We start from the raw sequence: 15,839 nt of genomic DNA on the forward strand, positions 1-15,839 counted from the left end.
ATTTTAAGGCTTTTAACCTCTTAAAATCATAACAATAGGTTAAAATTCGTGATCTTAAGCAAACATTAAGTGTTAACTAAGTAAGGTAAAAGGGTAACTTCATCTGCCGTTCATTATTCGAAATTAATTTTGCAGAAAATAAAATACCATGAATTCCTGCAAAAAATTTTCCCCGTTTTATAATCTGGCCATTTTCTATTTTTCTGTAAGCTTTATATTGAGAATTGTACTGATTTTTCATCCTATAACACAAAGTTCTTTTAATTTTTTAGAAAGCTTAAAAATTTTTGGTTTAGGATTACTTTCAGATTTTTTTGTTTTCGTGATTGCCGCGGTTTTTCTTTGGCTGTATCTCATTTTCCTTTCAGAATCTAAATATACTAAACCTTATGGTTATGTTATTTTAGGATTTTTAGCTGTGTTATTTTTATATACGGCTTCGGGAAAAAGTATTTTTGACGAATATGGTGGTGCTTTGCCCAGAATTGTTTTGATTTTTATTGGATTAAAAACAACTTTATTTACACTTTTTCTTTTACTGCCAAAATACAGAACCAAACTTAGATTTTGGCTCTATTCATTTGTCGTTTTTCTATATGTTTTACTAATTCTGCAAAACGGATTGAGTGAATATTTCTTTTGGAATGAATTTGGTGTAAAATACAATTTCATTGCGGTTAATTATCTCATTTACACCAATGAAGTTATCGGAAATATTATGCAGTCTTATCCTGTAATTCCTTTATTTTCGGCTTTATTTCTAGTTAGCGGGATTGTCACTTATTTTATAGTAAAACGATCTAAGGACTATCTTAACGAGATTCCTTCTTTTACCGAAAAAGTAAAAATTTCCGGAGTTTACTGGCTTTTGTTTGTTATTTCTCTTATTGCAATTCCTACTTTGGCGAAGACCGAAAACTCTAAAAATGTATTTGTAAACGAATTACAGTCTAATGGATTATATAAGTTCTATTTGGCTTTTGAAAACAACAAATTAGATTATTTCAAATTTTACAAAACTCTGCCTAATCAGGAAGCTTTTGCTATTTTGAAGAAACAGTTCCCTACTATTTCCGGAGAGAATACGATTCAAAAAATATCCAGCGATTCTCTTGAATCTCATAAAAATGTGGTCTTAATTACGATTGAAAGTTTAAGTGCCAATTTTATGAAAACATACGGAAATCAAGAAAATATAACGCCATTTATAGATAGTTTATCGCAAAAAAGCCTGCAGTTTACTAATTTGTATGCTGCCGGAAACCGAACTGTTCGCGGACTTGAAGCTGTTACTTTATGTCTGCCGCCAACTGCTGGAGAAAGTGTTGTAAAACGTGAAGACAATAAAAATAAATTTTCGACCGGTTCCATATTTAAACAAAAAGGGTACAACGTAAAATTTATGTATGGCGGAGATGCTTTTTTTGATAATATGCAAGATTTCTATTCTGGCAATGGTTATCAAATTGTTGATAAATCTAGTTTTACTCCCGAAGAAATCACATTTTCAAATGTTTGGGGAGTTTGTGATGAGGATATGTACAACAAAGCTATTAAAGTCATGAATGCTGAAGCAAGGCAGAACAAACCTTTCTTTAATCATATTATGACGGTGAGTAACCACAGGCCTTTTACGTATCCAAACAATAAAATTGATATTCCAGGCGATATTAAATCTCGCGACGGCGGTGTAAAATATACTGATTATGCTCTGAAAAAATTCTTTGATATGGCTCGAAAACAGCCTTGGTTCAACAACACTGTTTTTGTAATTGTTGCTGATCATTGTGCTTCGAGTGCCGGAAAAACAGAACTTCCGCTTGACAAATACAGAATTCCGGCTTTTATTTATACACCGAATGAAAAACCTGAAAAATGCAATAAATTAATGTCGCAAATTGATCTTATGCCTACGCTTTTTGGGTTATTGCATTTTGATTATGACAGTAAGTTTTTCGGACAAGATGTTTTAAAACCTTCTTATAAACCAAGGGCTTTTATTGCTACTTACCAGGATTTGGGTTTAATAAAGGATAATGTTTTGACTATTTTATCGCCTAAACAAGAGGTGAAACAATTTGCTTTAAAATTAGATTCAAAAGATAGTGTTTCATCTGATTTTCAGGTTGAATATGACGAAATGCCATTGAAAAAGCACAATATAGATTTGGTTAATGAAACCATTTCTTATTATCAATCTGCTTCGTTTTTATTGAAAGAGAAAAAATATCAGAAGTAAAGTTTTAAATTTTCAATTCTGAAATTCCAAATTCCAAATTCCAATTTAAAAATTGCGGTTAATGGCACGCAGATTTGGCAGATTTAAACCGATTTTTTATATCTGGGCGTGAAATACTGGGCGTAGACGCACTGCTGTGCGTCTCTACATAATCGTTGTGTATAAAATATATTGACATGAATTGATCGACATAAATTGATCGACATGAATTGATTGACATGAATTGATTGACATGAATTGATTGACATGAATTGATTGACATGAATTGATTGACATGAATTGATTGACATGAATTGATCGACATGAATTGATCGACATGAATTGATCGTAGAGACGCACTGCAGTGCGTCTACGCAATCTAAATCTACAATCTAAATCAAAATTCCAAAACTTAGTTAACCGCAAAGAGCGCAAAGATTTACGCAAGATCCGCAAAGAAAAAGCAGATTTAAACAGATTTTTTTATATCCGTTCTTGATATACTGGACGTAGACGCACTGCTGTGCGTCTCTACATAATCGTTGTGTATAAAAATATTGACATGAATTGATTCACATTGATCGACATGAACTAATCGTAGAGACGCACAGCAGTGCGTCTACGTAATCTAAATCTATAATCTGAGTCAAAATTTTAAATTCCAAATTCCAACTAAAAGCAGAAAAGCCTCAAATTCTAAATGAATTTGAGGCTTTAACATGAAACTTTAAACCTGAAACAAAAATTTAATCATTCTGATTTTTCAATCCGAATAAATCTCCTTTTTTAAACAATAATAAATCGTCTTTTAAAGCTTGGTTGTTTCTTTGTGTTACCGCTGGTGAATCTAAATCGCTTAGATCTGGTTTTCCGGCATTTACCCATGCTGTATACCAAAAACTTGCTGTTGCAGTAATGGCTTTTTTCATTTGGCTCTCCACCATTCCGTTTAACTGATCGTTTAGTTTCTTTGCATATTCGTCAGAGAAAATTGGAGTATTGTATTTACTTTTCAGCACTTTTCCGTCAGCATCCATTTTAAAAACCTGATTCTCCGGAGTTGAAGTTCTTAGTTTTTTATCGATGTCTAATAATGGCTGCGCTAAACTATGCGTATCGTTTATCATATCCCAGATTGCTTTGTGAACATCTCCATAATATTGCGCCTGAGGAACATTTAGTTTGTAATTTTTAGCAAATAATTCAGGAAGTCTGCTTTCCCAAAGAGAATGAATCCCTTTTTGGTCGCTCAATTGTCCGTCATGATTTGCAGAAGTATGTAATGGCATATGTGCGTCACCAATATAATGACCTAAATCTGCAGCAAGAAATAAAATTTCTGCCCTGTTTTTATCTTTAAAAGCTTTGGTTAATTTCGCCATCATATCTTCAATATACCAAGGTAAAATTCCGTTATCGTTCAGGAATTTAGCATCGTATTTTTTCTTTGCGGCTTCCATTGACTGCGGAATACTGTCAGCAGAACCAAAGTTTTCCATGTCGAAATAATGTCTTGGATTTTCGTCTTTGTAATTTAAAGCATACTTACGGATATCCGGAACAGAAGCTTCCTGCGTAATAAAATCAATGTGGTTGTAAAAGAAAACCTGAAGTTGCTGTGGTAAAGCCATTACAGCTGCTTTATTAATTCTTTCATGGCCTACAATTCCCCATGATAAAGTAAAAAAACCAATAATTAATGCGAAGAATGCGATTAACTCTGGCCTCATTTTGAAGTTTTTCATTTTGTTTTTGTATTTGGAAGGCAAAGTTACCGTATTTAAAGATAATTTAAAAGATTACCCTTAAAGAATATGTTAATTTAACTTTTTGAAATTTTCAAACCATATAAGTGATATAAGCTCATGTTAGCAATTTTTCTTTGTATGTTTGTTGTAGTACTAAACCTTATAAATATGCGCCGCTTTAATTTATTTATCCTCCTATTTTTTACTACAATTTGTTTTTCTCAAGAAACTGACATAGAGCTAAAAAATGTTAACGATACTATTTTAAACTCAAAAAGAGTACTTAAAATCTCTGATCCTGTTGATGGTGTAAAAACAATGCAAAAGCTGTTTCCAGGAAAATTATACAATCTTTCTGATCACAATACTTTTATAAGCTGGAAATGTAAAACTTGTAAACCTTTGCCTTTTACTGATGTGAATGGTGTTGAAGGTGATCAATTGTTTCCTTATTCTGAAGGTGTGGCAACAAGACTTCTTGCCAACATTGATTATGCTGATTCTAAAGGAAATCAATTCAAAATATTGGCTTTTAATCATTCTTATTACGATGCAGATGGTTTACAAACCGGACGTTTTTCTGGCGGTTTATTAGGCTTAGCAAAATTTGCAAAAAACGGCAATGTTTGGGAAATGAGATCTTTTCAGCCTGCAGTTGCTGCTTTTGGCGCTTTTTCACAATCTCCAAAGCCTAAACTTTTGCAAATTGGTGAAGATCAATATGCTTTTACTTTATTACATGTAAATGGCGGTGCTGGCGGTCCTTTTGAAGGCTGGTTATACTTAGTCGCTGGTTTTGATGGTAAATATCAGCCTATTATGGAAGTACAAAAATATCAATTAACAAATGTTGCAAGTGTTGAATGGTCTGGTTCTTATACTGTTGTCAACGATAATACTAAAAAACATTTTAGGGATATTATTATAAAAACGAACGGCTCTTTTAATAAAACCGCTAAAGCCGAAGATGAATTTGAGGTTGATCTTCCTGAAGAAATCGCTGCAATGGCAAAAACTAAAAAATCATTTAATTTTGAGATCGAAAGACGTTTTTCTTTTAAAGGAAAATCATATAAATTGATTGGTAAACCTGTTGTAAAGTTTTCTAATGTAAAATGATAATCTAATATTTTACCATTAAGACATTAAGTTTATTAAGCTGTTGTCTTTAAATTTTTGTCAAGTTTCATTAAGCAATTCTTTATTGTTTTTGATCTTAATTTTAATTTAAAAAAACAATTGATGCTAAACTTAAGCCTGCAATAAATATCCAAAGGAAAACTCCTTGGAGCAAAGGCTTTACTCCTACTGATTTTAAAGTGTTTACATTTAAAGTTGTTCCAATTAAAAACAACGTTATGGTTAAACCAATTTTTGCCAGGTTTACAATATGCGGTGCAAAAATCGATACTTGCGGAACGTAAGAATTGATAAGCATTGCCAAAACGAATAAACCAATAAAATAAGGAATTTTGATTTTACTGTTTTTATTTTTAAAAATAACGGCTGTTAAAAGTGAAATTGGAATAATCCATAAGGCTCTGGCCAGTTTTACAGTTGTTGCGATTTGCAAGGCTTCGGCACCATATTTATTGGCTGCTCCAACTACAGAACTTGTATCGTGAATGGCAATGGCACACCATAATCCGAAATCTTTTTGAGACAAATCAAGTTGATGTCCGATAAATGGGAAGGCAAACAACGCAACTGAATTTAGTATAAATATTACGCCTAAAGCAATTGATGTTTGATTTTCATTTGATTTTATTACGGGAGAAATTGCTGCAATAGCACTTCCACCGCAAATCGCGGTTCCGCATGAAATTAAATGGGATGTTTTTTTCTCGGTTTTAAGCCATTTTCCTAACAGAAAACCAAATATTAAAGTGCTGAAAATTGAAAATATAGTCAATACAAATCCTTCTTTTCCTGCTGAAAATGCGCTTGCTGCGTTCATTCCGAAGCCTAAACCTACTACCGAAAACTGCAATAAAAAAGTTATGGCTTTGCTGTTGAATTCTACAAATGGATTTCCGAATACATTCACTATGATAACGCCAAGTAATAAAGCAACTGGCGGGGAAATTATCGAAAATAAACATAACAAGATTACCACAGCAAAAATTAACTGCTGTAAAAAATGATTTATTTCAAATAAATGTGATGCGGAATGTTGTTTCGTTTTCAAAGTAGAGTAATTGATATTTACTCTGCAAAGTTCCGTCGATTAAATGGAATTCGCCAATCGTAAAATACAATCGACTATAACTTCAAGTTATAATGGTTTGCGATATTCTGAATAAACAACTCTGATAAAGGATCTGATTTTCCTAATAAAGTAATGATATAAAAATGTCTTTCGATTGCTAATTTCTCAACATCTAAAACAATTAATTCTTTGTTTTTCAATTCTTTGCTTACTGCATGAATGGACATAAATGCAAAACAATCTGAATTTAATAAATATGATTTTATGCTTTCTGTACTTCCTAACTGCATTTCGATTTGTAAGTCAGAGAATTTTAAACCGACATTTTTAAGTGCAAATTCTATAACTTCAAGTGTTCCTGATCCGCGCTCACGGGTTATGAATTTCATTGATTTTAAATCGTTTACCGAGATTTCATTTTGCTGCACAAATGGATTATTGCTATTGCAGACTAAAACCAGTTCGTCTTTTAAAAACGGAATGTATTTTATGGATTGATTTTTTGACTGCCCTTCTACAATTCCAATTTCAATTTCTTTATTAATTAAAGCATTTTCAATTTGTTCTGTATTACCATTTAACAAATTGACTTTTATGTCTTTTTGTTTTTGGTGGAAACGTGCCAAAACGGGAGAAATTATATATTGTGAAATCGTGGTACTTGCGCCTAATCGCAGCAATCCTTGACGTTCGCTGATAAAGGAACTCATTTCAAAATCGATTTCACGGTAAATTTCGAAGATTTCTTTAGTATGTTTTAGCAGAATTTCTCCGGCTGGAGTTAAAGCAATTTTAGAACCGTTTCGTTCAAAAAGTTTTGTTTTGTAGGTTTCTTCGAGTTCCTGAATATGTTTCGAAACTGCCGGCTGTGTAATATACAATTCGGTTGCCGCTTTAGTAAAATTAAGGCGGAGTGCAACAGTGTAGAAAACTTTTAGCCTGAAATCCATATTGTTATTTAATGTGAAACACAAATTTCACGAATTTACACGAATTAAATTGGGTATAGTCCCTACGGGACAAATTTACTTGGTGATTTTTATTTTTCTACCGATATGAAACTCCTAACGGAGTTTTATTCTTTATGGGACAAATTTATTTTTGGTAATCTTTTTTTCTACCGACCTGAAACTCCTAACGGAGTTTATTTCTATGCGACAAATTTATTTCGATGATCTTATTTTTTACCTATCTACCAACGAAAAACCCCTAACGGAATTTATTTCTATACGGGATAAATTGATTTTTGTGTTTTTTTTCTACCGATATGAAACTCCTAACGGAGTTTTTCTATAAAAATTTTAATGAAATAATCTCGTAGAGATTAAATATCGGTAGCAAAACCAACATTTCATGAACAATTTTGTCCCGTAGGGACTTCACATAATAATGTATATAAAACTACAACAACCCATTATATTTCCTAACAAACCATTCTGTCGTTAATAAAGCAGCAATTAAAATCAATAACCAAACCCAGTCAATTATTGGAGTTTTGGTTGATATATTTTTCTCGATTGATTTGTATTCTTTATTTTCTAAAAGTGTATTGATCAAATCTTGTGCTTGATTTTCGAAGAAAGCTTTTCCGTTGGTTTGTAATGCCAATTGTTTCAATTTTAAAACATCTGGATTTACAAATTGTTTTTCGATATCAAAATCTAAAATTTCAAAATAACTTGAATACGATGTGTTTGAGTTTAATTCTTTTACGGTAAAATTATATTTTCCGGCTGTTAATCCTTCTAAATTTACGGAGAACGAATTATTTCCTTTTAATAAATCGTAGTTTTTAGCTTGTTTGGTTTCAGCATTTGTAACCGTGATTGTTAATCTTGCTTTTTCGTCAAACTCATAGTTTTTATTGAAGTATTGCGCGTTGATTACAATTTCTTCTCCTGAATTATAAAAGCTTTCGTGTGTTACAACCAATGATTTTTTTGAAGTCGACGTCGCTAAAAACTGAATTATCTTATCTACAAAAACATCGTATTTTTCAAATGACTGATTGTCGATATGACTTTGTAAACGCCACTTCCAGCTGTTTTCTCCTAAAAGAAAAGCAGTTCGTTTTCCTTGATTTTCGGCGAAAGCCAATAAAGGGGCATTTGTAGAAACGTTTCTAATTTTTGAAGAAAGTAAAACGGATACATTTCCATTTGTTGAAATTGTTCCGAATGCATTTTGCAATGGTGGAAAGTTTTCAAAACCAATATTATCAATTGCAAACAGATTAAATTGTGATTGAAACTCTGATAAATAATCTTCAACCTGTCCGCTCATTCTAAAGTTTAAATTGTTTTGCTGCTGGTTTAGAAAATTAAAATCGGTGCTGTTACCTGTTATGATAAAGGTGTTTCTTCCGGCTGCTTTATTGTTGTCAAAAATTGGTTTGAAAGCATAAGTCGGCTGATATAAAACCAAAACGGAAGCTTCTTGTAACTGATTAATATCATTTGGTTTAACCAAGATTACTTTACGCTGTGCGTTAACTTCTATAGAACGTTTTAAAGCCGCAATATCAGGATGATTTATTGCTGAAACTATTGCTATTGTTGATTTTTGATCGATTATTTCGACTGCGAAATTCTTGATATTATTGTAGCTGTTTTTCTCTTTTGCGTTTGATGAAATGTTCGCTCTAAAAATTTGTAATCCGACTTTATCTGCTGGTAATAGCAAATTTAAAGTGGCTGTTTTTTTTGATGGAGAAAAAGAAACTTTTTCTTTTGCTACAACTGAATTTCCCTGCGAAATTGTAAAATCGGCAGTTGTGGTTTTGTCTCCGGCATATTGCAGGAATACTTCAACGGGAAATTTATTTTTGTGGAATGCGTATTTGTTTACGTTAAGCTGATTTATTTTTAAATCAAAAAACGTGGTTGTATCTCCTACAACCAAAGGATAAACTTTATTGGCAGGATCGAATCTATAAACATAGTCGTTTCCTGTAGTTTGATTTCCGTCGGTAATGATAACCGTTGGGAAAGTCAGGTTTTTGTTGATACTTTTTAAATTCTTGGCAACTTCATCTAAATTGGTTTGTTTTCCTTTGAAATCAAATTTATCTGAGGTTTTAAATTCGTCGTCAAACTGATACGACTGAATTTCGAATTTTTCTTTTAACGCTGGGTTTGAAATTAGCTTTTGATATAATTCGACTGCTTTTTTATCTGATTTTAAAGCTGTTATTGAACTCGAATTATCGACTGCAATGGCTAATGGTGTTTTAGTTATTTCGAGCGAACTTTTAGAAATTATCGGGTTTATCAATAAAACCAATAATCCGAAAATGGCCAAAAAACGTAAAAAAGCCAAAAACCAAATCAGATTTGATTTGTTTTTGGCTTTATAAAAGTATTGAAAGTACGACAAACCACCCGCTATTACTAAAGAAAGTAATAATAATAAAATCGTGTTTGTAGTCATATTTTTTTAGTATTCAGTAATCAGTTTTTAGTGATCAGCATTAAAAATCGAATTATAACAAATGTGTTCTCTTTATTATTATCAGATTTATATTTACTGAATACTTAAAACTGAACACTGCAAACTATTAAGTAAGCATTCCTCCACAAACATTAAGAACTTGTCCTGTAACGTATGCACTCATATCTGAAGCTAAGAAAAGACATGCATTTGCAACATCCTCAGTAGTTCCGCCACGTTTCAACGGAATTCCGTCTCTCCATCCTTTTACTACATCTTCTGGTAATTTTGCAGTCATTTCAGTTTCGATAAAACCTGGAGCGATTGCGTTGCAGCGAATATTACGAGAACCTAATTCTAAAGCTACTGATTTTGTAAAACCAATTGCTCCGGCTTTTGAAGCTGCGTAGTTTGTCTGCCCAGCGTTTCCAGAAACTCCAACTACAGAACTAATATTGATAATAGAACCTGCACGTTGTTTTAAGAAAGTTTTTTGGATTGCTTTTGTCATATTGAAAACTGATTTCAAGTTAACATCAATAACCTGGTCAAAATCAGCTTCAGACATACGCATAAGTAAGTTATCTTTTGTGATTCCGGCGTTGTTAATTAAAATATCAACTGTTCCAAAATCTGCTAAAACAGCATCAACAAAAGTTTGTGCCTCATTAAAATCGGCTGCGTTAGATTGGTAACCTTTTGCTTTAACTCCTAAACTATTCAATTCAGCTTCAAGAGCTTCTGCAGATGCAGCAGATGAACTGTATGTAAATGCTACGTTTGCTCCGTGTTTAGCAAAAACTTCTGCAATTCCTTTACCAATTCCGCGGCTCGCGCCAGTAATGATTGCTACTTTTCCTTCTAGTAATTTCATATTAAGGTATTCGTTTTTATTTTTTGAAATACAAATATAGAGTATTTGGGCGTTTAATAAAATTTGTAATACAAAATTTGGCTCAGAATTTTCTTTTTATTACAAACAAAAAACAGCTCAATAAATTGAGCTGCTTTCTCCAAAATAAAAATTAAAACTAAAAATTACTATATATGATTTTGTTTTGTAATAAAAAATATCACTACAAGAACTACCAACATAATCAGCATTCTATAAATTGCTTCTTTAAATAATGTTGTCCCGTTAAGTCTGTCTTCTCTTAGCATTTTTATCATTTTAATAGTCGCCAGAGGAATTATTATTATAAGAGAAAGGATTAAATAACCTGTAACATATTCTGAAAAAAAAAATGATAATATCAGAAGTGTTAAACTCCATAAAATGGAAACAAAGCTTGTTGATGTTATATAATTTTTCATTAGATGTGATTCAAAAATTAATCAATAATTCTTTCAACAAACTTACCATTTGAATCCGTTGTCCAGCAGCTATCTCTATCACAATGTAATGTCAATTCTCCAGTTGGCGGTGGTGGCCCATCAGGAGACACTGGTTCGATAAGACATTCTCTATAATCTTCTTTTGCTCTTCCATCACAATTTAATTTACTAACCATACAAGTTGCTGCTGCTGGCAATCCTGCTGCATATCCTCCAAATGCTGTCCCTACAATAGCACCAATTGCGCAATATATATAATCGTCAGCACATCTATCTATTGTCTTGTTAAAGATTCTAGCACAATTATTAGTACCTACTAAACCACCAGGTGGATTCGAATTTTTATAAGCTTCTATACTTTTATTTATTAATATTGTTTGTTGCTCAGGTGTAAAATCATAAAATCCTACATTTTGTGAAACAAATATTTGTTCGTTTGCTATAGTATTTTTAAGAATATTAATAACTTCTTGACTATTAGCTATTCCACCCATTTCAAAAGCGATTTTTAACTCAGATTCTGTTTTCGCTGTATTTAATTTTTGCATTGCTTGTGCATTGAAATCGATAAATCTATTTTTATTCAATGCAGCATCTAAATTTTTAGTATTTGCATAAACTTGAGCTGTTAATGCATTTAAATTCTCTTGTATACCAACAGGCACAATAACTGAATTTTCTGTTTTATTTTCTACTGTTTCCGTTTTGGTTTTACTAACTCCAGATTTGTTTAAAGATTCTTCTTCTGATGTAGAACACGAATAAATTATTAAAATAAATATTGCAATAAATCCAAATAGAGATAATTTGGAAGATACTCGTTTTGAAACTAATTTGATTTTAGCTTCTTTTAAATTTTTCATAAATATATTTTTATTTGTTAATATTGAATCAAATATATAATTTTATTAAGAATAATACTAATAAATTAAAAATAATTATCATAAAAATTCAAGAAAGACTATTTAATAAAAAACAGCCTTTCTTGTATAATATATTATGCTTAATTAAGCTTCCAAATGGACATTCTAAATGGGCTTGGAGCACTTGTGAATGTGTATACTGTGTTTGAGTATACTATCCTAAAGTTCTCTTTTTTAACATAAATTCCTTTAGTATCCATTAAATAACTATCAAAACTAAAAATTAAACTTTACTGAAACGAGTACGCTACCATTCTAAAAGGAGTTGTTGTACTAGTAAACGTATATGCTGTGTAACCCGAAACTGACGCTCTAGCAAAATAAAGTCCTTGTGGATTCATAAATTCGTCATCAAGTGCTTTTAAGAAAGTAGGCGTTGCGATTGCCGGAGCAGCTGCAGTTGCTGTCGACTTCCAAACACCTGGAATTAAAGTCACAGTTTTATTTGCTGCATTGCCTTGTATCGTAAAATAATGATATCTTCTGGCAATTGTAACAGCCGGATTTGAAACGGCAGCAAACCTATACTCTATATAACTCGTTCCGTCAGCATTATTAAACCATGGCTGTATTCTCTGAATCATTATACCTGTACCTGCCAAAGCTTCTGCATTTGCTAACAGAGATAGAAACAGCTTTGAATTTGCTGGTTCTGGTTTGGTAAGATTATAGATATAAGCATAAACATTATTAGGACTCCCTGGCAACAATATTTTATAATCATCTGTTAATATAAGCGGTTTTGTAGAATATTTGATTGTTGCACTAACTCCACCTGTTCCTGTTGCTGTAAAACTTCCGTCAGCATCATTGTAGACGAAATTTGTTAATTTTTGCCCTCCAACTTCTACAGCCGGACTTACTACAATTCCGGTTGGTGTGTACCCTACTCCCATGTTGTAGCTGATAGAATAACCGGTTTCGATAGAATTTGATTCTGCAAAACGAGTTATTTCGCTAAAAGAAAAATCGAATTTATGTGTTGTTGTTCCGTCTGTAGTTTCTAATAATCTAAAAAGCGGTCTTGCGTCACTTCCAATAACGTTTTGCTCCATTACTAAATTCTGAGACAATTTTGTCCAATCATCAGCAGTTGCTTTTACAAAACGAATTTCTGTACCGTTTCTGTTTGCTCTAAAAATAATTTCTCCGTTTTCTTGTCCGTAGTATAAAAACTGAAAATCTCCTAAATATCCTTTGGCTCTTAATGCCGGAATTGGATAACTATCTGAATCTGATAAAAGGTGAATTCTGTTTTTTGTAGTGAATGTTACACTTACTGTACTTCCAAGTTGTATTGCGTATTCACTTTTGTATACATCTGTATCAGCATCAAAATCTGAAGCCATTTCTACAGTTCCATCTTGGGCAAACTTAAACAAGTGTGTGTATCCGCCTAAAACTGTATTATCTGTAAAATAAACCGCTTTCCAACCAAACTGTGATGAAAGTAATGCAGTATTAAGTTCAGATTTTTGATTGTTGATACGCGTTGTAGGCGTTTCGTCAAATAATTGATCAGCATCTGTGTTATTGTTACAGGCGCTTAAATGCAGTATCAAAATAGCTGCAAATAAATACTTATATATGTTTTTTATTTTCATGATACTTGTGTTAGTTGTTTATTACAGCAGTTGTGTTTTTCTCAGCTTCGTCTCTTAAAGCATAAAAATCCATGTTGAATGCTTCTTTGAAATATTTTACTACAAGCGCTTCTTTTGTTTTTAATGCCTGATATGCAAAAGGGCTTTCGATACCATCTAAAAATGCTTCGTATTCTGCTTTTGTAAAAATTAAAATCATTGAAGCTGTTTCTGCAAAGTCTTCATTAATATTTGATCTTGCATAAGATGTAATAAACCCAATTTCGTTTGATTCCGGAATATCATAATTATACCAGTCTGCTGTATATCCTACAGGTGTTACTGCAGCCCATGCTTTTTCGTCAAAAGGTTTGTTTTGATTCAAAATATGGATGTACTCGTGCTGGATTGTATGTATAAATTCTGAAACGTTTCCACGATCTGTCTGATCGATATAATCTGTTTCAAACAATGTAACACGTTGTCCTCCTTCGGCTATACCTAAGGTTCTTGTTCCTACACTGTTTAAGTTTACTCCTCCAACTAAAACAATTTCTCTTGGTGCAATTTTCTTCACGAAATCTGCCCCGCCAACTGTTGAGTAGCTTTTTAACCAAATTTCTTCAACAATTTCAAGTGCCGGCTGTACTTTTTCAACTGATGGCGGAAATAAATAACGGCTGTTATCTACTGTATTTTGGTTCCATTTGTATTGTACATTAATATTAAATGGGTTTAAATATGTAGTTGTAATCCAATTATCTAAGGCTGTTTTTGTTGGCTGTGTAAAATCTAACTGGCTTTCTCCCGGCTGATCGTCGCTTCCGCATGAAATTAGAGCTGCCGAAACCAAGGCCATAACGATAATTTTATTGTATTTGAATAGTTTCATAAGTTTTTAATTTTAAGATTATCTAGGGTTTAATTCGACACCTGTATTTGATGCGTGCAAAGGAATTTGTATTGCTCTGCGGTTGTCATCTTTTACTAAAGTGTTTACCGGTTTGTTTGTTGTTTCGTGATTCACTACGATGTTAAAACGTTTTACATCAAACCATCTCATTCCTTCGTGTATAAAATCTCTACGTCTTGTTTCTGCAATTGCTTTCACGTATGATGTTTGTACTGGTGTCATTGTGTAAAATGGCGTGTACTCATCTGCAATTACAGGATATTTTGCTACCACTTTTGCTTCTGTAACTTTGTCTGTTGGTACATATCCTACAGTTCTTGTTGATAGAAAATATTCTAACTCGTCGTTTGCTGTTGCAATATCTCCTTTCATTACGTGAGCTTCGATTCTGTTTAAGAAAAACTCATCATTGCTTAATAAAACTTCTGCAACATACGGATCCCCAATTCCGGCTGTTACATTTGAATATTTGAAATATTCATAAAATTTAGGAAGAAATACTGTAATACTGCTGTTTGATGAGTAAAAATTGTATAACCAAGGTTTATTAAACAAACTTGTTGCTGTACCAAAAATATCCGGATATCTTGCTCCCGAAAGGTAAAAACGGTTTGAATAGTATGATCTGCTTACGATTGAATTTGCTGAAACTATTAATAAATTTGTTTCGGCATCGCTGCTTGCGTAAGCTAATCTTTGATCAACGGCACTAAGTAAATCATAAGATGCAAAATCTCTTAATTTACCAACTGGTTTTGAACCTAAATCGCTTGTTAATTCAAGTACTCTGTCCCAGTCACCTTTTATTAAATAAAATCTGCTGGCAAAAGCTTTTGAAGCGCTTACGTTGAAATGGAATTTTGGTTGTTTATAATCGTTTGTTACGATTTTTAAACCGTCTTCGATATCTTTTTCAATAAAGTCAAAAACTTCTTTTACCGTATTACGTTTGTATTTTGTAACTAATTCTGTTTCTGGTTTTGTAACGTAAGGAATTCCTAAATCTGATGCAGCAGTTGCAGGATTATAACGTTTTGACCAAAGTGAAACCAGCATAAAATGAGAATATGCTCTTGCGATTAATGCTTCTCCTTTTTGCGGATTTAAACTTGCCGGGCTTCCTAAATCTTCAATTGCTTCTAATGCTTTATTAGCGTGTGCAATTGCAGTGTAGCAGGCATCCCAATAGTAAGCCTGAGTGTCAATATCTGTTGTTTCTGTTTGGATATCCCAGTTATAACTTTGCTCATTTTTTCTTAATGTTTCCGGCATTCCGCTGTCAAAAACATTATCTGACATTGTTTCTGCAATATCAAAATAACTCATTTGCGGATAGGCTTGAACTAGTAATTCTGAGATTTTTGCAGGTGTGTCAATTTCTGTTCTGTTATCTGGTTTTTCCGAAAGGAAATCATCACAGCTAGTAATACTTATTAGTATTAATAGGGATAAAGCTATTTTTAAGTTTTTCATGTTTCTGA

11 protein-coding genes are annotated in these 15,839 nt (G+C 32.5%); 2 read left to right on the forward strand and 9 right to left on the reverse strand.

Annotation, left to right across the window (positions count from 1 at the left end):
• Positions 1–148 precede the first annotated feature (148 nt).
• A complete protein-coding gene (locus tag BUE10_RS00860; RefSeq protein ID WP_073481280.1) occupies positions 149–2,239 on the forward strand; it encodes an LTA synthase family protein in 2,091 nt (696 codons plus the stop codon).
• 725 nt (positions 2,240–2,964) lie between these two features.
• Here the strand turns inward: BUE10_RS00860 and BUE10_RS00865 are convergent.
• Positions 2,965–3,963 (reverse strand): zinc dependent phospholipase C family protein, encoded by a 999-nt coding sequence (locus BUE10_RS00865; RefSeq protein WP_073481282.1) that lies wholly within the window; start codon positions 3,961–3,963, stop codon positions 2,965–2,967.
• Between the two features lie 171 nt (positions 3,964–4,134).
• On the opposite strand from BUE10_RS00865, the gene BUE10_RS00870 reads away from it, so the two are divergent.
• A complete protein-coding gene (locus BUE10_RS00870; RefSeq protein WP_073481284.1) occupies positions 4,135–5,085 on the forward strand; it encodes a hypothetical protein in 951 nt (316 codons plus the stop codon).
• Between the two features lie 103 nt (positions 5,086–5,188).
• Here the strand turns inward: BUE10_RS00870 and BUE10_RS00875 are convergent, their stop codons facing one another.
• The 8 genes from BUE10_RS00875 to BUE10_RS00915 form a co-directional block, all read right to left on the reverse strand.
• Positions 5,189–6,154, reverse strand: a complete 966-nt coding sequence (locus BUE10_RS00875) for a YeiH family protein (RefSeq protein ID WP_073481286.1) — start codon at positions 6,152–6,154, stop codon at positions 5,189–5,191.
• Positions 6,155–6,228: 74 nt separating this feature from the next.
• Positions 6,229–7,125, reverse strand: coding sequence for a LysR family transcriptional regulator (locus BUE10_RS00880; RefSeq protein WP_073481288.1), 897 nt, complete (start codon positions 7,123–7,125; stop codon positions 6,229–6,231).
• Positions 7,126–7,576: 451 nt separating this feature from the next.
• Positions 7,577–9,604, reverse strand: coding sequence for a hypothetical protein (locus BUE10_RS00885; RefSeq protein ID WP_073481290.1), 2,028 nt, complete (start codon positions 9,602–9,604; stop codon positions 7,577–7,579).
• A gap of 127 nt (positions 9,605–9,731) precedes the next feature.
• Positions 9,732–10,478, reverse strand: a complete 747-nt coding sequence (gene fabG / locus BUE10_RS00890; protein WP_073481292.1) for a 3-oxoacyl-[acyl-carrier-protein] reductase — start codon at positions 10,476–10,478, stop codon at positions 9,732–9,734.
• A gap of 457 nt (positions 10,479–10,935) precedes the next feature.
• Positions 10,936–11,802, reverse strand: coding sequence for a hypothetical protein (locus tag BUE10_RS00900; protein WP_073481296.1), 867 nt, complete (start codon positions 11,800–11,802; stop codon positions 10,936–10,938).
• 290 nt (positions 11,803–12,092) lie between these two features.
• Complete coding sequence (locus tag BUE10_RS00905) at positions 12,093–13,466, reverse strand: DUF4302 domain-containing protein (protein ID WP_073481297.1); 1,374 nt, start codon at positions 13,464–13,466, stop codon at positions 12,093–12,095.
• 10 nt (positions 13,467–13,476) lie between these two features.
• Complete coding sequence (locus BUE10_RS00910; protein ID WP_073481299.1) at positions 13,477–14,337, reverse strand: substrate import-associated zinc metallohydrolase lipoprotein; 861 nt, start codon at positions 14,335–14,337, stop codon at positions 13,477–13,479.
• Positions 14,338–14,355: 18 nt separating this feature from the next.
• The gene (locus BUE10_RS00915; protein WP_073481301.1) at positions 14,356–15,831 is read right to left on the reverse strand and encodes a RagB/SusD family nutrient uptake outer membrane protein; all 1,476 of its coding nucleotides are present in this window, start codon (positions 15,829–15,831) and stop codon (positions 14,356–14,358) included.
• Between the last annotated feature and the right edge of the window lie 8 nt (positions 15,832–15,839).

Source organism: Flavobacterium sp. CF108, from assembly GCF_900129795.1.
GTDB lineage: Bacteria > Bacteroidota > Bacteroidia > Flavobacteriales > Flavobacteriaceae > Flavobacterium.